This is a genomic window from Pseudomonas sp. MN1F, from assembly GCF_009391885.1.
Lineage (GTDB): Bacteria > Pseudomonadota > Gammaproteobacteria > Pseudomonadales > Pseudomonadaceae > Aquipseudomonas.
Map to the genome: position 1 here is coordinate 16,325 of NZ_VZII01000019.1, position 23,530 is coordinate 39,854.

Sequence of the window (23,530 nt, forward strand, 5' to 3'; positions counted from 1 at the left end):
TCTTCCTTAGGCAGGCTGTGGGGTCAGGCGCTCGAACAGCGCCTCCAGGGTATTGAAGCGTTCTTCGGGGCGTTCCATCGGTACCAGGAAACGGAACTGCGTGGCGCCTTCGAACTTGTAGCGTTTGGGCTGGCCCTGGATCAGCTTGATCAGGGTCAGCGGGTCGACCGGGGTCTCGGCCTCGAATTCGAGCTTGCCGCCGTTGGGGCCGGCGTCGACTTTCTTGATGCCGAGGGCTTCCGCCTGCAGCTTGAGCTGGGTCAGGCGCATGAGGTTCTTGGTCGGCTCGGGCAGCAGGCCGAAACGGTCGATCATCTCCACTTGCAGGTCCTTGAGGCCTTCTTCGTCGGCCGCCGAGGCGATGCGCTTGTAGAGGATCAGACGGGCATGCACGTCGGGCAGGTAGTCCTCGGGGATCAGCGCCGGCAGGCGCAGGTTGATCTCCGGGCCGCCACCCAGCGGCTGCTCGAGGTTTGGCTGGGTACCCTTGCGGATGGCCTTGACCGCACGTTCGAGCATTTCCATGTACAGGGTGAAACCCACGGCCTGGATCTGCCCGCTCTGGCCTTCGCCAAGCAGCTCGCCGGCGCCGCGGATTTCCAGGTCGTTGGTGGCCAGCACGAAGCCGGCACCGAGGTCCTGGGTGTTGGCGATGGCTTCCAGGCGTTTTTCGGCGTCGGCGCTGATCTTCTGCCGCTGCGGCGTCAGCAGGTAGGCGTAGGCCTGGTGGTGGCTACGGCCAACCCGGCCACGCAGCTGGTGCAGCTGGGCCAGGCCGAACTTGTCGGCGCGCTCGATGACGATGGTGTTGGCACTGGGCACGTCGATGCCGGTCTCGATGATGGTCGAGGCAATCAGCACGTTGAAGCGCTTGTGGTAGAAGTCGCTCATCACCTGTTCCAGTTCGCGCTCGCGCATCTGCCCGTGGCCGATGCCGATACGCGCTTCCGGGACCAGTTCGGCCAGTTCGGCGGCGCACTTCTCGATGGTTTTCACATCGTTGTGCAGGTAGTACACCTGGCCGCCGCGCAGCAGTTCACGCAGCAACGCTTCCTTGACCGTGCTCTTGTTCTGCTCCATGACGAAGGTGCGCACCGACAGGCGCCGCGCCGGCGGGGTGGCGATGATCGACAGGTCACGCATGCCCGCCACCGCCATGTTCAGCGTGCGCGGGATCGGCGTGGCGGTCAGGGTGAGGATGTCCACTTCGCTGCGCAGGGCCTTGAGCTGCTCCTTCTGGCGCACGCCGAAACGGTGTTCCTCGTCGATGATGGCCAGGCCCAGGTCCTTGAAGCGCACGTCATCCTGCAGCAGCTTGTGGGTGCCGATGAGGATGTCGATCTTGCCTTCGGCGAGGTCGGCGGCGGCGGCGGCCACTTCCTTGGCCGACTTGAAGCGGCTCATCACCTCGACCTTCACCGGCCATTCGGCAAAGCGGTCGCGGAAGCTGTTGTAGTGCTGTTGGGCGAGCAGGGTGGTCGGCACCAGCACCGCCACCTGGCGGCCACTGTGCACGGCGATGAAGGCTGCGCGCATGGCCACTTCGGTCTTGCCGAAGCCGACGTCGCCGCACACCAGGCGGTCCATCGGCTTAGGGGCGAGCATGTCGACCCGCACCGCCTCGATCGCCGCTTGCTGGTCAGGGGTTTCCTCGAACGGGAAGCCTGCGCTGAAGGTGGCGTAATCGGCGGCCGGGTCGGCAAACGCATAGCCCTTGCGCGCGGCGCGGCGGGCATAGATGTCGAGCAGCTCGGCCGCCACGTCGCGGACCTGTTCGGCAGCCTTGCGCTTGGCTTTCTGCCAGGCTTCGGAGCCCAGCCGGTGCAGCGGCGCCAGGGCGTCATCGCTGCCGGTGTAGCGGGCAATCAGGTGCAGGTTGGCCACCGGCACGTAGAGCTTGGCGCCCTCGGCGTATTCCAGGGTGAGGAATTCGGCGGCCTGGCCGTCGATTTCCAGGGTGGCCAGGCCCAGGTAACGGCCCACGCCATGGTCGATATGCACTACCGGCGCACCTTCACGCAGCTCGGTGAGGTTCTTGATGACCGCGTCGTTGGCTGCCTCGCCGCGTTTTTCACGGCGCCGGCGCTGCATCACGCGCTGGCCGAACAGCGGGCTCTCGGCGACCAGGGCGACGGCCGGGTCTTCCAGCAGCAAGCCGTCGTCCAGCGGGGCAATGGTGATCGCCAGGCGCTCGCGGCCGGTAATGAAATCGGCCCAGCTGTCGACTGTCTGCGGGCGCAGCTTGAGGCGTTCGAGCAGCTCCAGCAGCACCTCGCGGCGGCCCGCCGATTCGGCGGTGAACAGCACACGGCCGCTGAACTGGTCGAGGAACTCGGCCAGCGCCGCCAGTGGCTGGTTGGCCTTGGCTTCGATGGCCAGGTTGGGCAGGGCGCGCGCGGGGAAGCGTTCGCGGCCGGCACCGGCTTCCAGGTCGTCGGCGCTGACCACCACCCGCGGCCACTGCTTGAGCTGGGCGAAGCAGTCTTCTACCGGCAGGAACAGTTCGGCCGGCGGCAGCAGCGGGCGGCTCAGGTCGCCGCGGCGCTCTTCATAGCGCCCGCGCACGTCGTTCCAGAAGTGTTCGGCAGCCTGCTCGACGCCTGGCAGCGAGAACACCTGGGTGTCGGCGGGCAGGTAGTCGAACAGCGTCGAGGTTTCTTCGAAGAACAGTGGCAGGTAGTACTCGATGCCAGCGGGGATGATGCCGCTGGCCAGGTCCTGGAAGATCGCGCTGCGGCGGAAGTCGACATCGAAGCGCTCACGGAAGCGCGCCTTGAAGCGGGTCACCTCTTCCTTCTGCATGGGGAACTCGCGCGCCGGCAGCAGGCGGATCGAGTCGACCTTGTCGATCGAGCGTTGGGTCTCCGGGTCGAAGGTGCGCAGGGTCTCGATCTCGTCATCGAACAGGTCGATGCGATAAGGCAGCTTGCTGCCCATCGGGAACAGGTCGATCAGCGCGCCACGCACGGCGAACTCACCATGCTCGTAGACCGTGTCGACGCAGCGGTAGCCAGTGGCTTCCAGGCGCGTGCGCATCTGCTCGACGTCGATGGTCTGGCCCACGTCCAGCACCAGGCTGCTGCCCAGCAGGAAGCGCGTGGGGGCCAGGCGGTGCAGGGCGGTGGTGATCGGCACGACCAGAATGCCATGGCTCAGCTCCGGCAGCCGGTAGAGGCTGGCGATGCGCTGGGAAATGATGTCCTGGTGCGGCGAGAACAGGTCGTAGGGCAGGGTTTCCCAATCGGGAAACGGCAGCACCGGCAGGTCCGGGGCAAAGAAGCGAAGTTCCTGTTCCAGACGATCGGCCGCCTGGCTGTCGGCGGTCAGCAGCAGGGTGAAGCGGCCCGCGCTGCTGGCGGCCTCGGCGATGGCCAGGCTGAGGGCGGCACCGGGCAGGTTGCCCCAGGTTTGTTTGCCGGCCGTGGCCGACATGTGCGGAAGGCGCAGAACTGACACGGGAGATTGCACTCCAAGCGTTGCGGCAAAGAGATCGATTGTACCGGTGACGGTGCCTGCTGTCAGGCTTCACAGGCCATGAACAGCGGGCTTTGCCATCGGCGACAGGCGCTCATTGCCGGTTACGCGCAGGGGCGTCATAATGTAGCCCCTTTTTTCTGTCCCTACATGTGGAAGGTTCCCGTGACTCAGAAGCCCGACCAGTGTCTTGGTGAGTGGATCGATCGTGAAGCTCTGGCTGAAGCGATGATCCCGCTTATCGGTCAGCTCTACCGCAACAACAATGTGGTGAGCTCGATTTATGGCCGCAGCCTGATCAACCGTTCGGTTATCTCGATCCTCAAAGCCCACCGCTTTGCGCGTCACCGTCAGACCGACGAGACCGAACTGTCCGTACACGAGACATTCCCCCTGCTCAAGGCCATGAGCGAGCTGAAACTGGGCGCCGCTTCGGTCGACCTGGGCAAGCTGGCCAACAAGTTCAAGCAGGAAGGCAATGGCCGCACTGCCGAGCAGTTCGTCCGTGAAGAGCTGGCCGACGTGGTTGGCCAGCAGAACGTTTCGGCCCGCAAGGGTACCGACGTCGTCCTGTACGGCTTTGGCCGCATCGGCCGCCTGCTGGCGCGCATCCTGATCGAAAAGACCGGTGGCGGCGACGGCCTGCGCCTGCGTGCCATCGTCGTGCGCAAAGGCGCCGAGAACGACCTGGTCAAGCGTGCCAGCCTGCTGCGCCGTGACTCGGTGCATGGCCCGTTCGATGGCACCATCACCATCGACGAAGCCAACAACACCCTCACTGCCAACGGCAACCTGATCCAGATCATCTACGCCAAGAGCCCGAGCGAAGTCGACTACACCCAGTACGGCATCAACAATGCGCTGATCGTCGACAACACCGGTGTATGGCGTGATGCCGACGGCCTGGGCCAGCACCTGGCCTGCCCGGGCGCTGCCCGCGTGATCCTCACCGCACCTGGCAAGGGCGCGCTGAAGAACATCGTGCACGGCATCAACCATGGCGACATCACTGCCGATGACAAGATCATCTCGGCAGCTTCGTGCACCACCAACGCCATCGTGCCGGTGCTCAAGGCCATCAACGACAAGTACGGCATCGTCAACGGCCACGTCGAAACCGTTCACTCGTTCACCAACGACCAGAACCTGATCGACAACTTCCACAAGGGCAGCCGCCGTGGTCGTGCCGCGCCGCTGAACATGGTCATCACCGAAACCGGCGCTGCCACCGCTGCCGCCAAGGCACTGCCAGTGCTGAAAGGCAAGCTGACCGGCAACGCCATTCGCGTTCCGACGCCGAACGTATCGATGGCCATTCTCAACCTGAACCTTGAGAATCCGACCACCCGCGACGAGATCAACGAGTACCTGCGCCAGACCGCCATGCACTCGGAACTGCACAAGCAGATCGACTACGTCAGCTCGCAGGAAGTGGTTTCGACCGACTTCGTAGGTTCGCGCCACGCCGGTGTGGTGGATGCCGAGGCGACCATCGCCAACGACAACCGCGTTGTCCTGTACGTCTGGTACGACAACGAATTCGGTTACAGCTGCCAGGTCGTTCGCGTGATGGAAGAGATGTCGGGTGTGAACCCGCCAGCGTTTCCACGCTGATTCGCTTGTAAGCGCATGAAAAAACGGGAACCTTCGGGTTCCCGTTTTTTTATCCAGATTTTGTGTTGTCTGTGCTGGCATCATCGCGGATAAGGCCCGCACAGGCAACCGAGAGCCCGACCTTTGCGCATAACCCTCCTGTTCATCCTGATGCTCCTCACCGCCTGCAACCAAGGCCCCACCCTGGAACGCCTGGGTGGCCCGACCATGGGCAGCAGCTACAGCATCCAGTACGTCCGCGAGCCCGGTGGCCCGGCACCGGCCCAGGTCCAGGCGGCGGTCGAGACCCTCCTCAACGACATTGATCAGCATTACTCGACCTACCGCGGCGATTCCACCGTCAGCCAGTTCAACCAGCTGCCCGCCAACCATTGCATGGCATTGCCGCCCGACATGCTCGAGCTGGTCGCCTTCGGCCAGCACCTCGCCGACTTGAGCGACGGCGCTTTCGACCTCACCGTCGAGCCACTGCTCGACCTTTGGGGCTTCGGCCCGCAAGCCCGTCACGAGCAGGTGCCCGACCTGCAGGCCCTGGCCCAGGCCCGCCAGCGCGTCGGCTACCGCCACTTGCGCATCGACCGCCAGGCACTGTGCAAGGATGCCCCGGTGCAACTGGATTTCAACAGCATCGCCGCTGGCCACGCCGTCGACCTGATCGCCGAGCGCCTGCGCGCCATGGGCGTGGCCAGTTTCGTCGCCGAAGCCACCGGCGAGCTCAAGGCCGTGGGCCGCAAGCCCGACGGCAGCGCCTGGCGCATTGCCCTGGAGCTGCCGCGCGAGGACCGCCAGATTGCCCGCCAGATCATCCCGGTCAACGGCCTGGGGGTGTCGACCTCGGGTGACTATCGCCATTATTTCGAGGAGAATGGCCGGCGCTATTCACACACCTTCGATGCCCGCCTGGGGCGCCCGGTCGACCATGACCTGGCCGCAGTCACCGTGCTCGATGCCTCGGCGCTGCAGGCCGATGGCTATTCGACCCTGCTGTTGATCCTCGGGCCAGAGCGCGGCTGGGATTTCGCCGTGGCCCATGATCTGGCTGCGGTTTTGGTGACTCGGGCCGAAGGTGGCTTCGTCTCCCGAGCGACCCCTGCATTCGAGCAGGCGGTGAAAGGCGATTGAAAGCGTTGCCAGGGATGATCGCCGCCAGGGATCGGTGAATGACATGTAGTGCAGGCAAAATTGGCCTACGACGCGACCAAGGGTTAATGTGCGCGGCGTTCACGCTTGATTAGACTGCACCCGAATTTTCTCATGGCGCCCCGGCGGCATGATCGAGTCCCGCGGGTAACCGTAACCCCGGGCCAGTTCTGAAGGAGTACGCATGGCTGTCTACAACTACGACGTAGTGGTGCTGGGTTCCGGCCCGGCCGGTGAAGGCGCGGCAATGAACGCCGCCAAAGCGGGGCGCAAGGTGGCAATGGTCGACAGCCGCCGTCAGGTCGGCGGTAACTGCACCCACCTGGGCACCATCCCGTCCAAGGCGCTGCGTCACTCGGTGCGGCAGATCATGCAGTTCAATACCAACCCGATGTTCCGGGCCATCGGTGAACCGCGCTGGTTCTCCTTCCCGGACGTGCTCAAGAGCGCCGAGAAGGTCATTGCCAAGCAGGTCGCTTCGCGTACCGGCTACTACGCCCGCAACCGCGTCGATCTGTTCTTTGGCACTGGCAGCTTCGCCGACGAGCAGACCGTCGAAGTGGTCTGCCCGAATGGCGTGGTCGAGAAGCTCAACGCCAAGCACATCATCATCGCCACCGGCTCACGCCCGTACCGCCCGGCCGACATCGATTTCCACCACCCGCGCGTCTACGACAGCGACACCATCCTCAGCCTCAGCCACACCCCGCGCAAGCTGATTGTCTACGGCGCCGGCGTGATCGGTTGCGAATACGCCTCGATCTTCAGCGGCCTGGGCGTGCTGGTCGAATTGGTCGACAACCGCGGCCAGCTGCTGAGCTTCCTGGACTCGGAAATTTCCCAGGCGCTGAGCTACCACTTCAGCAACAACAACATCACCGTACGCCACAACGAGGACTACGAGCGGGTTGAAGGCCTGGAAAACGGGGTGATCCTGCACCTGAAGTCGGGCAAGAAGATCAAGGCCGACGCCTTGCTGTGGTGCAACGGCCGTACCGGCAACACCGACAAGCTGGGCCTGGAAAACATCGGCATCAAGGTCAACAGCCGTGGCCAGATCGAGGTCGACGAGGCCTACCGCACCAGCGTGCCGAACATCTATGGCGCCGGTGACGTGATTGGCTGGCCGAGCCTGGCCAGTGCTGCCCACGACCAGGGCCGTTCGGCCTCTGGCAGCATCGTCGACAACGGCAGCTGGCGCTTCGTCAACGACGTGCCGACCGGCATCTACACCATCCCGGAGATCAGCTCGATCGGCAAGAACGAGCAGGAGCTGACCCAGGCCAAGGTGCCGTACGAAGTGGGCAAGGCGTTCTTCAAGGGCATGGCGCGCGCGCAGATCGCTGGCGAGCCGCAAGGCATGCTGAAGATTCTGTTCCACCGCGAAACCCTGGAAATCCTCGGCGTGCACTGCTTCGGCTACCAGGCTTCGGAAATCGTTCACATCGGCCAGGCGATCATGAACCAGCCGGGCGAGCAGAACAATCTGAAGTACTTCGTCAACACCACGTTCAACTACCCGACCATGGCCGAAGCCTATCGGGTAGCTGCCTACGACGGCCTGAACCGGCTTTTTTAAGCGGCTCCGGCCGGTGGCCTGAGCCGGTCGGGGAGACCGATTTCAGCCCTACCCGAGGGTGGTCTTGGCCAAACCGGGAAAGTCTGTAATCAGGCTGTCCACGCCAAAATCAGCGAGCCGGCGCATCAGTGCCGGTTCGTTGACCGTCCACACCGACACATGCAGACCCTGGCCCTGGGCTTTGAGCAGGCGCTCAGGCGTGCACAGTGTCCAGTTCAACGCCAGCAGCTCGCATTGGTAGTTCTGCGCGACTTTCAGCGGGTCGAGCCAGGCGTATTCGGCTACCAGCCCGCGTTTCACGTCCGGTACCAGCTCCAGAGCAGCGCCCAGCACTTCGCGTGAACTGGAGGTGATGGTCACCTTGTCCAGCAGGCCGTATTGCTGCGCCAGTTCGCGAATCGCCAGCACGGTGGTGGCGGCACGGGTGCGCGAGGCGCTCTTGACCTCCAGTTGCCAATGCTCGAACGGGCATTTTTCAAACAGTTCTTCGAGTTTCGGGATAGGGCAGGGTTGCACGTGGCCCGGGCCACCCTTGCGCGCATCGATCTTGATCAGTTCGGCGGCCGGGTGCTCGACCACCTTGCCGCGCCGGCCGGTGGTGCGCTTGAGGGTAGGGTCGTGGATTACCATCAGTTCGTTGTCGGCTGACAGGTGCAGGTCCAGTTCGCAGCGGGTCACGCCGTGGGACAGGCACTGCTGAAAGCTCTTCAGGGTATTTTCGGGGGCTTCGCCCTTGGCGCCGCGGTGGCCGTAGATCAGGGTCACGTTCGTTCCTTCAAATCAGGGGGATAGGGCTCAGGAGGCGGGGCCATCTTGTTCTAGTTGTTGGCGCCGTTGCTGCTGTTGGCGTTGCAGGATATGGCGGGCCAGCAGTTGCCGTTGGGCATCGGTCATGTCGGTGAATTCCGTGCCGACCTCAAAATTGCCGTCCGGGCGCAGGTCGCAATGGGTAACCCTGCCGCGCAGCAGCAGGCCGTGGGCGCGTGGCATCAGCACCATCTTCACCTTCACCCGGGTGCCGGGGGCGATTTGCTGAGGTTGCGCGAACTCGATGCCACCTTCGGAGATGATCACCGGTTGCGGCTGGCCGATTTCACCGAGCAGGGTTTGCGCGACCACTGCGCTGAGCAGGTCGAGGCGCTTGTTCTGTGCGCGCAGGAAGGCCGCCAGGGTGCGGTCCTTGTCGCTCAGCTGGCGCAGCAGGTGCTGCGACTCGAAGTCGGACAGGTGCAGCTCGCTGAGCAGGTTGAATAACGGCGAATCATCCTGCAACAGTTCTGCTTCAAGGGCTTCGGCCGCGCTGAGGGGGCTGATTTCCAGTGCGATCCGATCTTCGATGCGGTAGTATTCGCGGCGATCTTCTTCGTCTAATGTCGTCATGGCGAACCCATGGTTGCGGCGGTGGTCCGAGTGTAAAGCCGCCGTAGGCGCCTCGCCACAAGGACGTTCCCTTTCATCCGAACAAGCCCCGACATGTTCAGACCTCTTTTCGCATTCATCGGTACGCGTTACACCCGTGCCAAGCGCCGTAACCACTTCGTCTCGTTCATTTCCCTGACCTCGATGATCGGCCTCGCCCTGGGCGTGGTGGTGATGATCGTGGTGCTCTCGGTCATGAACGGTTTCGACCACGAGATGCGTACCCGCGTGTTGGGGATGATCCCCCACGCCACGCTGGAGAGCGGCCAGCCGATCAACGACTGGTCTGCCCTTGCCCAACAAGTAAAGCAGAATCCGCAGGTGCTGGCGGTTACCCCGTACACGCAGATGCAGGGCCTGCTGACCCATGACGGCAAGGTGCAGAAGGTGTTGCTCAACGGCATCGACCCGGCGCGCGAGCGCGAGGTGTCGATCATCGACAACTTCATCCAGCAAGGCAGCCTCGACCAGCTGGCGCCGGGCGAGTGGGGCATCATGATCGGCGACAAGGCCGCAGCCAAGCTGGGCGTCGCCATTGGCGACAAGCTGACCTTCGTCGCCCCCGAGGTCAGCGTGACCCCGGCCGGCATGTTCCCGCGCATGAAGCGCTTTACCGTGGTCGGCACCTTCCACGTTGGCGCTGGCGAGATCGACGGTTACCTGGGCCTGACCAACATCACCGACCTGTCCCGCCTGCACCGCTGGAAGCCGGATCAGGTGCAGGGCCTGCGCCTGAAGTTCGACGACCTGTTCCAGGCGCCGCGGGTGGCCTGGAGCATCGCCCAGCAGTTGGGCGACCAGGAGTACTACAGCCGCGACTGGACCCGCACCCACGGCAACCTGTACCAGGCGATCCGCATGGAAAAGGCCATGATCGGCCTGCTGTTGCTGCTGATCGTCGCGGTGGCGGCGTTCAACATCATTTCCACCCTGGTGATGGTGGTCAACGACAAGCGCGGCGATATCGCCATCTTGCGTACCCTGGGCGCCACGCCCGGGCAGATCATGCTGATCTTCATGGTCCAGGGCACGGTGATCGGGGTGATCGGCACGCTGATCGGCGCCGTGGTCGGGATCGTCGCCGCGCTGAACGTGAGCGCGGCGATCGCCGGCATCGAGAAGCTGATCGGGCACAAGTTCCTCAACGCCGACGTGTATTTCATCGATTACCTGCCGTCGCAGATCCAGGCCCAGGACGTGTACATGGTCTGCGGTGCGGCGCTGGTCCTGAGTTTCTTCGCCACCCTGTACCCGGCCTGGCGTGCGGCCCGCACCCAGCCTGCAGAGGCGCTACGTTATGAGTGAGTCGCGCATGAGTGATAAAGCCGTTCTGAGTTGCCGCAACCTGGGCAAGTCCTACGACGAGGGCCCGGAGTCGGTGCAGGTGCTGTCCGGGCTCAACCTGGAGCTGCACGCGGGTGAGCGCGTGGCCATCGTCGGCAGCTCCGGCTCCGGCAAGAGTACCTTGCTCAACCTGCTCGGCGGCCTCGACCGGCCGACCCAGGGCAGCGTATGGCTGGCCGGCGAAGAGCTGTCGGCGCTCGGCGAGCGCGCCCGCGGCCTGCTGCGCAACCGCGAACTGGGCTTCGTCTACCAGTTCCACCACCTGTTGCCAGAGTTCACCGCCATGGAAAACGTGTGCATGCCGCTGCTGATCGGCCGCACCGCCATCCCGGAGGCCCGTGAGCGCGCCGAGGCGCTGCTCAAGCGGGTCGGCCTGGGCCATCGCCTGCACCACAAGCCGGCCGAGCTGTCCGGTGGCGAGCGCCAGCGTGTGGCGATCGCCCGTGCCCTGGTCAACCGCCCGGGGCTGGTGATGCTCGACGAGCCGACCGGCAACCTCGACCACCACACCGCCCAGGGCATTCAGGAATTGATGCAGGAGCTGTCCAGTGCGTCGCGTACTGCCTTCCTGGTAGTGACCCACGACCTCAACCTGGCGCGCCAGATGGACCGCGTATTGAAGCTCGACGACGGCCACCTGGTGGCGATCTGACCGAGTGCACGGGGTGGCAGCGCTGCCCCGTTTTCCCGTTTTAATTGGGTGTTTCCTACATGTTCAGACCCTTGCCCATCTTCATCGGCGCGCGCTACACCCGGGCCAAGCGCCGCAACCACTTCATCTCGTTCATCTCGATGACCTCGATGATCGGCCTGTCGCTGGGCGTGCTGGCGATGATCGTGGTGCTGTCGGTGATGAACGGCTTCCAGCGCGAAATGAGTTCGCGCATTCTCGGCCTGGTGCCGCATGCCTCGATCCTGGGCGTGCAGCCGCTGGACGACTGGCACAAGGCGGCCGACGCTGCGTTGCAGAACCCGGCCGTGATGGCGGCGGCGCCGATCACCGAGATGGAAGGCATGCTCTCGTACAAGGGGGCGATGCAGCCGATCCAGGTCAGCGGCATCGACCCGGCCGAGGAAGGCAAGGTTTCCATCGTCGGCCAGCATATCGTCCAGGGCCGCCTGCAGGACCTGCAGCCGGGTGAGTACGGCGTGGTCATCGGTGAACTGACCGCGCGGCGCTTCCGCCTCAACACCGGCGACAAGCTGACCCTGATCGTGCCGGAAATCAGCAAGGAACCCGGTGGTATCACCCCGCGCATGCAGCGCCTGACCGTGGTCGGCATCTTCAAGGTAGGTGCCGAGCTGGACGGCTCGCAGGCTTACATGCACGTGGCCGATGCCGGTGAAATGCAGCGCTGGGCGCCAGGGCAGGTACAGGGCGTGCGCCTGAAGCTGCACGACCTGTATGCCGCGCCGCAGGTGTCCAAGGCGATCGCTGCCGGTTTGGGTGATGGCTACCGTGCCGATGACTGGTCGCATACCCAGGGCAGCCTGTTCAGCGCGATGAAGATGGAAAAGACCATGATCGGCCTGTTGCTGCTGATGATCATCGCCGTGGCGGCGTTCAACATCATCGCCACCCTGGTGATGGTGGTGAACGACAAGGGGCCGGACATCGCCATCTTGCGGACGCTGGGTGCCACGCCGGCGCAGATCATGGGGACGTTCATGGTTCAGGGCAGCCTGATCGGTATTGTCGGCACCCTGATCGGCGGGGTGTTCGGGGTGATTGCAGCGCTCAATGTCAGCCAGATCGTTGGCTGGCTGGAACGGGTGAGCGGGCAGCACATCTTCACGTCCGATGTTTATTTCGTCAGCAGCTTGCCGTCCGAGCTGCAGGGGGGGGATGTGCTGATGATCTGCGCTGCCGGGCTGGTGATGAGCTTCCTGGCGACAATCTATCCCGCTTACCGGGCGTCGCAGGTGCAACCGGCGATTGGCCTGGCAGTTTGATGTTCGCCTGAGATTCCGGGGCTGCCAAGCAGCCCCGGTTCACCGACTTTCAGGCAGCTCGATCACAAACCGCGTCCAGCCGTCCTGACATTCCGCCCGAATACTCCCGCCATGGGCCTGCACGATCGACCGGGTAATCGCCAACCCCAGCCCCGCATGCTCGCTGCTGCCTTCCCGTCGCGCCGGGTCCACCCGGTAGAAGCGATCAAACAGACGCGGCAACGCTGCCGCTTCGATTGCCGCCCCGGTATTGGCCACGCAAATCCGCAACCCCGGCTCCAACGTCACCCGTATCTGCCCGCCTGCCGGGGTAAAGCGCAAGGCATTGTCCAGCAGGTTCGACAGGGCCCGACGCAGCATAGGCCGGTCCCCCTGCAATAGCGCCTCGCCCTCGCGCAGTAACTGCACCTGGTTGTCCTCGGCCAGCGGCGCGTAATACTCCAGCAGCGCATCCACGTCATCGTGCAAGGCCAGCGCGGTCTGCCCCGGCACCAGCAGGCCGTGGTCGGCCTTGGCGAGGAACAGCATGTCGTTGATCATCTGCGCCATCCACTGCAGCTCCTCGAGGTTGCCATGCAGTGCCTCGCGGTATTCCTCCAGGCTGCGCGGGCGGGTGAGGGTGACCTGGGTGTGGGTCAGCAGGTTGGACAACGGTGTGCGCAACTCGTGGGCGATGTCGGCAGAGAACGCCGACAGGCGCTGAAAGGCGTCGTCCAGGCGTTGCAGCATGGCGTTGACGGTAGTGGCCAGCTCCGCCAGCTCCTCGGGCATCTGCGCCACCGGCAGGCGTGTGGTCAGCGAGCGCGCCGACACGCTGGCGGCCACCTGGCCCATCTGGCGCAAGGGGCGCAGGCCGCTGCGTGCGGCCCAGGCACCGAGCAGCGCAGTGGCCAGCGCCGACAGCCCGACGGTGAGCCAGATCAGGCGTTGCATGCCCTGCAGAAAGTGCTGGTGATGGGTGATATCGAGAAACAGCGTCAGTTGCGCAGCCGTCTGAGCGTCCGGCGGCACGGCCAGGCTTCGATAATCGACGCCATCTGCGTGCAGGGTCGTAAGCCCCGGCGTTGGTGGCGTGCCAGGCAGGCCGTCGCGGCTGGTGAACCAGATCGCGCCGTCGCGGCCAGTGATGCGCAGCGCCAGGTCAGCCTGATGGTTGAGCTCGTTGCGCAGGGCTGGCAAGCGGCCTTGCAGTTCGTCAGGGCCCTTCAGGCCGGCGAGCTGGCTGCGAAACAGAGAAAGGCGCGACTCCAGCAGTTGCTGGTCCAGTTCGACGAAATGCTGCTCGCTGGCATGGCTGAACAACAGCCCCGCGCCCAGCGATACGGCGGCAGTACAGCCGGCAAACAGCAGTGCCAGGCGCGTGCCGAGGGAAAGCCTGCGCATCAGTCGTGGCGCTCTTCGAGCACGTAGCCCATGCCGCGCACGGTATGGATCAGCTTGTTCGGATGCGGGTCGTCGATCTTCAGGCGCAGGCGGCGCACCGCCACTTCGATCACGTTGGTGTCACTGTCGAAGTTCATGTCCCACACTTGCGAGGCGATCAGCGATTTGGGCAGCACCTCGCCCTGGCGGCGCAGCAGCAGCTCGAGCAGGGCGAACTCCTTGGCGGTCAGGTCGATGCGCGTGCCGGCTCGTTCGGCGCGGCGGCGGATCAGGTCCAGGCGCAGGTCGGCCAGGCTCAGGATGGTGTCCTGGCTGGGGCTGGCGCCGCGGCGCAGCAGGCTGCGTACCCGGGCCAGCAGCTCGGAGAAGGCGAAGGGTTTGACCAGGTAATCGTCGGCGCCCAGCTCCAGGCCGTGCACGCGGTCTTCGACGGCGTCGCGGGCGGTGAGGAACAGCACCGGGGTGTCCAGCCCGGCAGTGCGCACGGCCTGCAGAATCTGCCAGCCATCACGCCCGGGCAGCATCACGTCGAGGATCAGCAGGTCGTGGTCGCCGGTCAGGGCCAGGTACTGGCCGGTCTCGCCGTCGGTGGCCAGTTCGGTGGCAAAGCCGGCTTCGCTCAGGCCTTGGCTCAGGTACTGGCCGGTGCGGGCCTGGTCTTCGACGATCAGCAGTTTCATGGGGCTCCCACAGGGTCGGGTGATGGCTGAAATGATACGTGACGATGTGCCTGCTCGCCCAAGCTGACAAAGTTGTAATCTTCCCGTCAGCTAACCGCCAGCCGTGCCTTTCTAGAGTGGTCTCATCCCGCTGTGATCTTCGGAGTCATCATGAAACACCTGTTCATCGCTGCCGCTTTGGCCCTGGTCAGCCTGCCCACCCTGGCCGGCGAGGCGAAAACCTTCGCATTCGGCGAGCCGGCCCCGGCAGCCAAGGCCACCCGCACCGTCGAAGTGGTGCTCAAGGACATCGCCTTCGAGCCCAAGAGCCTGCATGTTAAAGCCGGCGAGACCGTGCGCTTCGTGCTGATCAACGAAGGCAAGCTGCCCCATGAGTTCAACCTCGGTGACAAGGCCATGCACGCCGAACACCAGAAGCAAATGATCGCCATGCAGGGCAAGATGTACAACGCGGCCATGCAGCATGAGGGCATGGACCATTCGCAGATGGGCCATGCCCCGATGACCCCTGGCCAGATGGACCACGGTGCCCATGGCCACGGCGGTGGCAACACCGTACTGGTGCAGCCCGGCCAGCGCGCCGAGCTGACCTGGACCTTCCGCAAGTCGGCACCGATCGAATTCGCCTGCAACGTGCCGGGGCATTATCAGGCCGGTATGGTCGGGGAGTTGACCATCGAATGACTGGCACTCCAAGGCGGGGTGCAAAACCGGTAGACTAGGGGCAATTTCGAACCTCCAGGTCAGTTTCCATGCACCCCGCTGCCGAACATTCTCCGCTGGGCAAGTCCAGCGAATACATCGCTACCTACACGCCTTCGTTGCTGTTCCCGATCCCGCGTACGGCCAAATGGGCAGAACTGGGCGTGACGGCCCAGACCCTGCCGTGGCAGGGCGTGGACTACTGGAACTGCTTCGAGTTGTCGTGGTTGCTGCCCTCCGGCAAGCCGGTGGTGGCCATCGGTGAGTTCGCAATTCCGGCCGATTCGCCGAACATCATCGAATCGAAGTCGTTCAAGCTCTACCTCAACTCGTTGAACCAGACTGTGTTCGCCTCGATTGGCGAGCTGCAGGCGTGCCTGGTGAAAGACTTGTCGGCGGCCGCTGGCAAGCCGGTAGGCGTACAGGTGCGTACCCTGGCTGAAGTGGAGGCCCAGGGTGTGGTGGCGTTGCCTGGGCAGTGCATCGATGCGCTGGATGTGGTGATCGACAACTACGAACAGCCGCAACCGGAGTTGCTGAGCTGCAACCCGGAACGCATTGTCGAAGAGACCGTGCACAGCCACCTGCTCAAATCCAATTGCCCGGTGACCGGCCAGCCGGACTGGGGCAGCGTGGTGGTGGAGTACAAGGGCAGGGCGCTGGACCATGCCAGCCTGCTGACCTACCTGATCAGCTTCCGCCAGCATGCCGACTTCCATGAGCAGTGCGTGGAGCGGATCTACCTGGACTTGAAGAACCTGCTGCAGCCTGAGCACCTGACCGTGTATGCGCGGTATGTGCGCCGCGGAGGGCTGGATATCAACCCGTACCGCAGCACCGGGGCGATCAGCCCGGCGAACCTGCGACTGGTTCGCCAGTAAGTTCTGTGTAGTTGGGGCCGCAAAGCGGCCCCAGTCATTTCAGATCCCCATGCTGTGCAGCGAGTTGGCAATGCTGCGCAGGGTGGCGGTCAAATCCGGGTGTTCGGCCTCGAAGCGTTCGATCGCCAGGTTCACCCCGTCGACCACATTGTTGTCCGGCGTGGCTTCCTCGAGCTTCAACTGCGCTTCGATCTGCCTGGCCTCTTCGTGCAGGGCGGCCAGTTCTTCATCCGAAAGCGGTACGTTGCGGTCCAGTTGCTCGCGCAGGCTGTTCAGGCGCTCTTGCAATTCGCGGGCAGGCATCGGTTGTTCTCCATCAATGGCTTGGCAAGGCATGGACCTCAGCGAAGCGGCAAAGGTTCTCGCCTGTCTCCTAGCGTAATCCACTCGCTGGCGCTTTGCATGATCCGTATCAATGGGGCTGTGTCAGGGTTTTTCACCCTTGCTGCAGCGCAGGGCAATGTCGGCAAGGCAGGCGTCCAGTTCGTCGAGGTGGTCGATCACCGAATGCACGCCCAGGCTGAACAAGGCCAGGGTGGCCTTGCCGCGGGCCAGATCCTGCTCTTGCTGGGTCATGGCCTGCCACTGCCGGGAGGAGAGGTCGCACGAGGGGCTGCAGGCTGCCAGGCCCACCGTCCACAAGCCGGCGTTGAGGCCAGATTGCAAAAGCTTTGGCTCACCGCTGACCAGCACGCAGCCCTCCAGGCGTTCGCTGTCCAGGCTCATCAAGGCCTGCCAGCAAGCGTTTGGTGCCGGCCAGCGTACGCCGTTGACCGCGTGGCCCGGTAGCCAGTCCGGTAGCACGCTGGCCAGGCGCCTGCTCTGCAGGCTACCCAGGTCGTCCAGCCAGATGCACGGCACCTGCGCGTGGCGCAGGCTGGCCAGCGTTTCGAGGGCGCCAGGGGCGGGCAGGGGGCTGCCGTCGGTGGCCTGGACCAGGCAACCGCGCAGGCCGAACAGCACAGCGGTAATGGCGGGTGCAGCGAGCATGGTAACGTCCCTGAAATAGTCCGCAGGCTATTCGACGATTGTTACCGTGCTGTGACGGGCAACAGTTGTTCACATTTCATTGAGCAAAAATGTGTAAAGCTGTTTATCAGCCTACAAGGCTCTATACTGCCGCCGTACAGCAGCGCTCGCGAGGCGCTTGCGGCCGAGAAATTCGATGGAGAAATATCTATGCGTAGGATCGGTGCCGGTGTGATCGAACGAGTCACCCAGGCCTGTGTCTGCGCCAGCTTGTTGCTGGCGCCCGTGGCAGCCACCCATGCCGCCACCGAGGAAGATCCCTGGGAAGCGGTCAACCGCCCGATCTTCCGTTTCAACGATACGATCGATACCTATGGCCTCAAGCCATTGGCCAAGGGCTACCAGTGGGTCACCCCGCAGTTCTTGCAGGATGGCATCCACAACATGTTCAACAACGTCGGTGATGTCACCAACCTGGCCAACGACGTTTTGCAATTCAAGCCCCATGCGGCGGGCGTCGACACTGCGCGGCTGATCGTCAATACCGTGTTCGGCATCGGTGGCTTCTTCGATGTCGGCAGCAAGATGGGCCTGCAGCGCAACGACGAAGACTTCGGCCAGACCCTCGGTCACTGGGGCGTGCCCAGCGGTCCGTACGTGGTGATCCCGCTGCTCGGCCCGAGCACCGTGCGTGACGGCCTGGCCAAGTACCCGGACACCTACACCGAACCCTACCGCTACATCAACGACGTGCCGGTGCGTAACTCGATCTTCGCCCTCAACGTGGTCGACACCCGGGCCAGCCTGCTGTCGGCCGAGAAGCTGATCCAGGGTGACAAGTACATCTTCATCCGTAATGCCTACCTGCAGAACCGCGAGTTCAAGGTCAAGGATGGCGAAGTCGAAGACGACTTCTGATCCTTGCAGGCATGAAAACGGCGACCATCGGGTCGCCGTTTTTAGTTCAGCTCAATGCATGGCCAGGATGCGCAGGCCGAACTTCTGCTGCCCGCCGGGCTGATCGGCGATCCACACCACCTCGGTACTGGCATGCAGGCCCTTGAGTGCCGGGTGATCGGAGTCGATGCGCACCTCCAGGTGGTCACCGACCTTGAATTGCTGCGGCGCCTGCACCTGCATGCCGCTGCTGGAAAGGTCCAGGCACACCGCCGCGATGACCTGCCCCGCATGCAACAGGCTGACCCCGGTGTCGATGCGCATGCGGATGAAATCGCGTTTCTCGCTGTGGCCGGAGGGTGTATGAGGCATGCTGCATCCTTCCCAATCGGTTGTACTGGTTGGCGTTTTTATAACTCTCGGTGATTTACCCTGTAAAGACCAGCGAACTCGACCGACGTATGCTTGAAACGCCTGGCGGATGGGAGTACCGTCTGCGCCTTACGAGGTATCTCGATTGGTTGCCTGGGCCGTGTTCTTGGCCTACAACTCAAGTAGAGCGTTACCACAGAGTATTCCAGCAGTTGGATGTCAGCCTTGCAGACGCCCCTGCACCAACCCAAATCGGCGCCGTTCGCCCACATGCAGAAAATCAGTGCAACGCTGCTGATCATCGATGATGACGACGTGGTCCGTGCGAGCCTCGCCGCCTATCTGGAAGACAGTGGCTTCAGCGTCCTCCAGGCCGGTAATGGCCAGCAGGGGCTCCAGCTCTTCGAAGAACACCAGCCCGACCTCGTGATCTGCGATCTGCGCATGCCGCAGATGGGCGGCCTCGAACTGATCCGCCAGATCAGCGAGCGCGCGCCGCAGTTGCCGGTGATCGTGGTCTCGGGTGCCGGCGTGATGAGCGACGCGGTCGAGGCCTTGCGCCTGGGCGCTGCCGACTACCTGATCAAGCCGCTGGAAGACCTGGCCGTGCTCGAACACTCGGTGCGCCGGGCGCTTGACCGTTCGCGCCTGGTGCTGGAAAACCAGCGCTACCGCGACAAGCTGGAAGCGGCCAACCGTGAGCTGGAAGCCAGCCTGCACCTGTTGCAGGAGGACCAGACCGCTGGTCGCCAGGTGCAGATGAACATGCTGCCGGAAAGCCCCAGTACGCTCGGCGAGTTCACCTTCGAGCACCAGATCATTCCGTCGCTGTACCTGTCGGGCGACTTTGCCGACTACTTCCGCGTGGATGAGCGGCGCATTGCTTTCTATCTGGCCGATGTCTCCGGGCACGGTGCGTCGTCGGCATTCGTCACGGTATTGCTGAAGTTCATGACCACCCGGCTGTTGTTCGAATTCAAGCGCAGCAGCAAGCTGCGCGAGTTCAAGCCCTCGGAAGTGCTCAGCCACATCAACCGCGGCCTGATCAACTGCAAGCTGGGCAAGCACGTGACCATGGTCGGTGGCGTGATCGACGAAGAAACCGGCCTGCTGACCTACGCCGTGGGCGGCCACCTGCCGCTGCCGGTGCTGTATACCCCGGGCGAGGCCCGTTACCTGGAAGGCCGAGGCCTGCCGGTAGGGTTGTTCGACGAAGCGAGCTACCAGGACCTGGTGATCGAGCTGCCGCCGCAGTTCAGCCTGAGCCTGATGTCCGATGGCATTTTGGACCTTTTGCCTGGGCATACGCTCAAAGATAAAGAAGCTGCCTTGCCGGATATCGTCAAGGCGGCGGGTGGTAGCCTGGATGGGCTGCGCCAACGATTTGGATTGGCTACGCTTGGGGAGATGCCGGATGATATCGCCCTATTGGTGTTGAGCAGGAACCTTCAATGAGTACCGGTAGAATCCAGTTCGCCGAGCAGAGCGGTACCTTTGTACTGAAATTCGTCGGTGAAGTGCGCCTGACCCTGTGTTCGGCGCTGGATGCGACGATCGAGAAGATTTTCACCGCGCTGAACTTCTCGACCATCGTCATCGACCTGACCGAAACCGAAAGCATCGACAGCACCACCCTGGGCCTGCTGGCCAAGCTGTCGATCCTGTCGCGGCAGAAGGTGGGCCTGTTGCCGACCGTGGTCACCACCAACCCGGACATTTCGCGCCTGCTGCAATCGATGGGCTTCGACCAGGTGTTCAACATCGTCGACCGCCCGGTGCCACGCCCCGAGTGCCTGACTGACCTGCCGTCGCAGGATCAGAACGAGGACGTGGTGCGTTCCAAGGTGCTGGAGGCGCACAAGATTCTCATGGGGCTCAATGACTCCAACCGCGAAGCCTTCCATGACCTGGTGAATGCACTGGAGCGGACCTGATCTGCTGCGGCTACACCAGCCTTCAAGACGGGTGAGGTCCCTGCAGGAGCGGCTTCAGCCGCGAAGGAGGCCAGCAAGGTCTCCAGGCCTGGTCACTCTCGCTGCGCAAACTCGGTCGCCTCACTGCCATTCGCACTCAGCTGGAACACTCGCGCCGGCCGCCCCTGCTCATCGAAGAACACCTGCCCCAACCCCGCGCCATTCCATAACCGCTCCCCGGCCTTGCTGCGGCTGGGCGTGCGTGGCACGACCTCCATCTGCCGGCGCTTGGTAAACCAGTTCAGCGGTGAGCGTGGCGAGTAAAGCCAGCGGTTGAGCCTGTCCAGCACGTCCAGCAAGCGCCGTGGGAACTCGTTCTTGATCCCGCTGCTGGTCACCTGCCAGAGATGCGGGCTGCGCTGGCGATGGCGGATCAGCACCTCGTAGACGAACGAATAGTGCACATCGCCCGAGAGGATCACGTAGTGCCCTGGCGTGCGCGAATGGCGGAAGATGTTCAGGATCACCTGCGCCGCGCCTCGATGGGCCATCCAGTTCTCGGCATCCACCAACAACGGGTAGCCCAGCCAGCTGAATATCCGCTGTACGGTTTCGATCAGCTTGACGCCGAAGATCGGTGCCGGTGACACGATGATCGCCGAAGGGTGGTCCAGCAACGCCTGTTGCAGCTCGCACAGCGCTTCCCAGTCGAGCAGGCCGGACGGTTTGCCCAGGTCGCTCTCGCTGCGCCAGCGGCGGGTGCGGGTGTCGAGCACCAGCAGCGGCGGCTCGCTGGGCAGGCTGTACTGCCAGCCCTGGAAGCGCAGCAGCTCACCGATCAGCTCATCCTGCTGGCGGGGCAGTGTCTGGCACTGCCCGATCAGCCCGTTGCAGCCATCCGGGTCATTGCCCCACGCCTGGCACAGCAGATAGCCCAGCAGCGCATTGCCGATGATCCGCCTTGAGAAGGGGTGACCGTAGGCGGTTTCTTCCCACTGTGCCGAGAGATTCCAGTCGTCGGTGATGTCGTGGTCGTCGAAGATCATCAGGCAGGGCAGGTGGGCCATCACCCGTGCCACGTCGCCCAGGCTGGCGGCGAAGGCCTCGATCAGCGGCAGTTCCTCGCGGTAGCGCGCCTGGTGCTGCAGGCTCAGGCCAGCCGGCATGCCCAGGTCCGCCAGGCGCCAGGGCGCGGGCGCCCATACCAGCAGGTACATGGCCATGACTTCGGCAAAGGTCACCAGGTGGTTGTCGGCGTTGCTGGAGGAAAATATCGGCTTGCGCTTGCCGCCGAAGAAGCGTTCACGCAGGGTTTCGTTGCGTGCCTGGGCGGGCAGCAGGTCGGCGCGGTGGTAATAGCAGGCCGGATGCCGATAGAGCGCCTGGCTGTCGGCGACCACCGCGCCTTCCAGCGCTTCGTCGAACAGCCCCAGGCGCTCGATCAGCGAATGAATGGCACGTAGCATCGGGCCGGCGACGTCGTCGGCATAAACCTGGTCGCCGGTCATCAACAGCACGGCGGGGCGGTCTTCCGGTCGTGGGCAGGCCTGCAGCAAACGGTCGGCGCAGAGCAGGCCGTCGGCGGCGGAGTGATGCGGTTTGCGACAGGAACCGTGCAGCAGCTGGTCGAGGCGGTCGCGCAGCACAAGGGTGGGGCGTGGGCTGCCGGGGTAGAGCAAGTGCGGGGCCCAGTCGGCAATGCCCCGGCCGTCGATCAGCAGGTCGTACGCGATGGCGACGTTTCGCGGCAGGGGCTCGGCGAAGTGGATGTCCAGCAGGTGAATAAAGGCATGCTGGCCGACGGCAACGACCTGGCAATCGACCTTGCTGGTGCCGTCGAGGATGAATTCGGGTTGCAGGGGTTGGCTGCCAACCAGCCAGATGGCCAGCCTTTGCGGCTCCAGGCGGCGCAGTACCGGGCCGGCGAGCACGAGGGGCAATGGGGATGAGGTCATTTTGCCTTTAGGTTCAGGACGCGTTCACAGCCCGCTGAAACGAAACGGGCGGAAAATGCTGAACATTTCCCGCCCGCCTGGCAAACCTTAGATGTATCAGGCTTTTTCAGCCATCAACTTCTCGAGTTTTTCCTGATCCCGGGCAAACTGGCGAATACCTTCTGCCAGCTTCTCGGTGCCCATGGCATCTTCGTTCATCGCCCAGCGGAACTGGCTTTCGTTCAGCACCTGTTTGGCTTCACCGGCATTGCCCGGCTTGAGCATCCGCGGCAGCTCGCCCTGGTCGCTGCCCAGCTTGTCCAGCAGGTCCGGGCTGATGGTCAGGCGATCGCAGCCGGCCAGTTGTTCGATCTGGCCGAGATTGCGGAAGCTGGCGCCCATGACCACGGTGTCGTAGCCATTGGCCTTGTAGTAGTTGTAGATGCGCGTGACCGACTGTACGCCTGGGTCTTCGGCGCCGACGTATTCCTGGCCGGTGCTCTTCTTGTACCAGTCGTAGATACGGCCCACGAACGGCGAAATCAGGAACACGCCAGCATCGGCGCAGGCCTGGGCCTGGGCGAAGGAGAACAGCAGGGTGAGGTTGGTCTGGATGCCTTCCTTTTCCAGCTTCTCGGCGGCACGGATGCCTTCCCAGGTGGAGGCCAGCTTGATCAGCACGCGGTCTTTCGACACCCCTGCCGCTTCGTATAGGCCGATCAGCTGGCGTGCCTTGTTCAGCAGTGCTGGCTCATCGAACGACAGGCGCGCATCCACCTCGGTGGAGATGCGCCCCGGAATGACCTTGAGAATGCCCGCGCCCACGGCCACGGCGAACTGGTCGCAGGCCAGGTCGACATTGCCCTTGGCATCGGCCTTCACCTGCTTGAGCAGTTCGGCATAGCCCGGGATGGCGGCGGCCTTGAGCAGCAGGGACGGGTTGGTGGTGGCATCGACCGGTTTGAGACGGGTGATGGCATCCAGGTCCCCGGTGTCGGCAACCACGGTGGTGAACTGCTTGAGTTGTTCCAGCTTGGAGGTCATGGGCGTGCTCTGTCCTGTGCGTTTACTCGACATTACCCGAGGCCCGACGGGCGCTCAAGAGGCCAGTGGGGTGGGGCAGGATTGCCTAAGGTGATGATTCGAGTCAGGAGCTGGCGTGAGGTTCCCTGGGGGTTCGCCTTGAGTGTTTTGGCGCCTGTGAGATCGAGCGCCGCCCGCGCGGCGCATCGCGAGCAAGCTCGCTCCTACATCTGTTTCGGGCCAGTCTCTCCTG

Annotated in this window: 21 protein-coding genes; 11 read left to right on the plus strand and 10 right to left on the minus strand. The window is 63.7% G+C overall.

Annotation, left to right across the window (positions count from 1 at the left end):
- Positions 1–6 precede the first annotated feature (6 nt).
- Complete coding sequence (gene mfd, locus F6X59_RS11720) at positions 7–3,456, minus strand: transcription-repair coupling factor (protein WP_346654323.1); 3,450 nt, start codon at positions 3,454–3,456, stop codon at positions 7–9.
- A 168-nt stretch (positions 3,457–3,624) separates the two neighbouring features.
- On the opposite strand from mfd, the gene F6X59_RS11725 reads away from it, so the two are divergent.
- The 3 genes from F6X59_RS11725 (at position 3,625) to sthA (ending at position 7,807) form a co-directional block, all read left to right on the plus strand.
- The gene (locus F6X59_RS11725; protein ID WP_152956385.1) at positions 3,625–5,088 is read left to right on the plus strand and encodes a glyceraldehyde-3-phosphate dehydrogenase; all 1,464 of its coding nucleotides are present in this window, start codon (positions 3,625–3,627) and stop codon (positions 5,086–5,088) included.
- A 123-nt stretch (positions 5,089–5,211) separates the two neighbouring features.
- The gene (locus F6X59_RS11730; protein WP_152956386.1) at positions 5,212–6,210 is read left to right on the plus strand and encodes an FAD:protein FMN transferase; all 999 of its coding nucleotides are present in this window, start codon (positions 5,212–5,214) and stop codon (positions 6,208–6,210) included.
- A gap of 202 nt (positions 6,211–6,412) precedes the next feature.
- A complete protein-coding gene (gene sthA / locus F6X59_RS11735; RefSeq protein WP_060508048.1) occupies positions 6,413–7,807 on the plus strand; it encodes a Si-specific NAD(P)(+) transhydrogenase in 1,395 nt (464 codons plus the stop codon).
- Positions 7,808–7,855: 48 nt separating this feature from the next.
- Here sthA and F6X59_RS11740 read toward each other — a convergent pair whose 3' ends face one another.
- Together F6X59_RS11740 and F6X59_RS11745 are read right to left on the minus strand one after the other, a co-directional pair.
- Entirely contained in the window at positions 7,856–8,572 is a 717-nt protein-coding gene (locus tag F6X59_RS11740; RefSeq protein ID WP_346654325.1) for a glycerophosphodiester phosphodiesterase family protein, read from the minus strand.
- A 30-nt stretch (positions 8,573–8,602) separates the two neighbouring features.
- On the minus strand, positions 8,603–9,187 hold the full coding sequence (locus F6X59_RS11745; RefSeq protein WP_152956387.1) for a PilZ domain-containing protein: 585 nt from the start codon (positions 9,185–9,187) through the stop codon (positions 8,603–8,605).
- A 93-nt stretch (positions 9,188–9,280) separates the two neighbouring features.
- On the opposite strand from F6X59_RS11745, the gene F6X59_RS11750 reads away from it, so the two are divergent.
- From F6X59_RS11750 to F6X59_RS11760, 3 genes are read left to right on the plus strand one after another with little or no spacing between them, the layout of a single operon-like run.
- Positions 9,281–10,531 (plus strand): lipoprotein-releasing ABC transporter permease subunit, encoded by a 1,251-nt coding sequence (locus tag F6X59_RS11750; protein ID WP_152956388.1) that lies wholly within the window; start codon positions 9,281–9,283, stop codon positions 10,529–10,531.
- Between the two features lie 7 nt (positions 10,532–10,538).
- On the plus strand, positions 10,539–11,222 hold the full coding sequence (gene lolD / locus F6X59_RS11755) for a lipoprotein-releasing ABC transporter ATP-binding protein LolD (RefSeq protein WP_176506135.1): 684 nt from the start codon (positions 10,539–10,541) through the stop codon (positions 11,220–11,222).
- Between the two features lie 59 nt (positions 11,223–11,281).
- Complete coding sequence (locus F6X59_RS11760; protein ID WP_152956389.1) at positions 11,282–12,523, plus strand: lipoprotein-releasing ABC transporter permease subunit; 1,242 nt, start codon at positions 11,282–11,284, stop codon at positions 12,521–12,523.
- 39 nt (positions 12,524–12,562) lie between these two features.
- Here F6X59_RS11760 and F6X59_RS11765 read toward each other — a convergent pair whose 3' ends face one another.
- Both F6X59_RS11765 and cinR read right to left on the minus strand, forming a co-directional pair.
- A complete protein-coding gene (locus F6X59_RS11765) occupies positions 12,563–13,906 on the minus strand; it encodes a heavy metal sensor histidine kinase (RefSeq protein WP_178120073.1) in 1,344 nt (447 codons plus the stop codon).
- Positions 13,906–14,586, minus strand: a complete 681-nt coding sequence (gene cinR / locus F6X59_RS11770) for a two-component system response regulator CinR (protein WP_152956391.1) — start codon at positions 14,584–14,586, stop codon at positions 13,906–13,908. Before cinR ends, F6X59_RS11765 begins: the two co-directional genes overlap by 1 nt.
- Before the next feature lie 150 nt (positions 14,587–14,736).
- Here cinR and F6X59_RS11775 point away from each other — a divergent pair, with 150 nt between their 5' ends.
- Both F6X59_RS11775 and queF read left to right on the plus strand, forming a co-directional pair.
- Positions 14,737–15,270, plus strand: coding sequence for a plastocyanin/azurin family copper-binding protein (locus F6X59_RS11775; RefSeq protein WP_152956392.1), 534 nt, complete (start codon positions 14,737–14,739; stop codon positions 15,268–15,270).
- A gap of 68 nt (positions 15,271–15,338) precedes the next feature.
- Positions 15,339–16,169, plus strand: coding sequence for an NADPH-dependent 7-cyano-7-deazaguanine reductase QueF (gene queF / locus F6X59_RS11780; protein WP_152956393.1), 831 nt, complete (start codon positions 15,339–15,341; stop codon positions 16,167–16,169).
- Positions 16,170–16,208: 39 nt separating this feature from the next.
- Here the strand turns inward: queF and F6X59_RS11785 are convergent, their stop codons facing one another.
- Complete coding sequence (locus F6X59_RS11785) at positions 16,209–16,472, minus strand: DUF4404 family protein (RefSeq protein WP_152956394.1); 264 nt, start codon at positions 16,470–16,472, stop codon at positions 16,209–16,211.
- 123 nt (positions 16,473–16,595) lie between these two features.
- A complete protein-coding gene (locus F6X59_RS11790) occupies positions 16,596–17,159 on the minus strand; it encodes a phosphonoacetaldehyde phosphonohydrolase-related protein (RefSeq protein WP_152956395.1) in 564 nt (187 codons plus the stop codon).
- Positions 17,160–17,348: 189 nt separating this feature from the next.
- Between F6X59_RS11790 and F6X59_RS11795 the strand changes: the two genes are divergently transcribed.
- The gene (locus F6X59_RS11795; RefSeq protein WP_152956396.1) at positions 17,349–18,056 is read left to right on the plus strand and encodes a VacJ family lipoprotein; all 708 of its coding nucleotides are present in this window, start codon (positions 17,349–17,351) and stop codon (positions 18,054–18,056) included.
- Between the two features lie 51 nt (positions 18,057–18,107).
- On the opposite strand, the gene F6X59_RS11800 is transcribed toward F6X59_RS11795, so the two are convergent.
- Complete coding sequence (locus tag F6X59_RS11800) at positions 18,108–18,407, minus strand: PilZ domain-containing protein (protein WP_152956397.1); 300 nt, start codon at positions 18,405–18,407, stop codon at positions 18,108–18,110.
- A gap of 270 nt (positions 18,408–18,677) precedes the next feature.
- On the opposite strand from F6X59_RS11800, the gene rssB reads away from it, so the two are divergent.
- Both rssB and rssC read left to right on the plus strand, forming a co-directional pair.
- The gene (rssB, locus tag F6X59_RS11805; RefSeq protein WP_152956402.1) at positions 18,678–19,862 is read left to right on the plus strand and encodes a two-component system response regulator RssB; all 1,185 of its coding nucleotides are present in this window, start codon (positions 18,678–18,680) and stop codon (positions 19,860–19,862) included.
- A complete protein-coding gene (rssC, locus tag F6X59_RS11810) occupies positions 19,859–20,341 on the plus strand; it encodes an anti-sigma factor antagonist RssC (protein ID WP_027919583.1) in 483 nt (160 codons plus the stop codon). Before rssB ends, rssC begins: the two co-directional genes overlap by 4 nt.
- A 92-nt stretch (positions 20,342–20,433) precedes the next feature.
- Here the strand turns inward: rssC and F6X59_RS11815 are convergent, their stop codons facing one another.
- Together F6X59_RS11815 and tal are read right to left on the minus strand one after the other, a co-directional pair.
- Positions 20,434–22,275: an alkaline phosphatase D family protein gene (locus tag F6X59_RS11815; RefSeq protein ID WP_152956398.1), complete on the minus strand. Its 1,842-nt coding sequence runs from the start codon at positions 22,273–22,275 to the stop codon at positions 20,434–20,436.
- A gap of 96 nt (positions 22,276–22,371) precedes the next feature.
- Positions 22,372–23,298 carry a transaldolase gene (gene tal, locus F6X59_RS11820; protein WP_152956399.1) on the minus strand — a complete coding sequence of 309 codons (927 nt, stop codon included), beginning with the start codon at positions 23,296–23,298 and terminating at the stop codon, positions 22,372–22,374.
- Between the last annotated feature and the right edge of the window lie 232 nt (positions 23,299–23,530).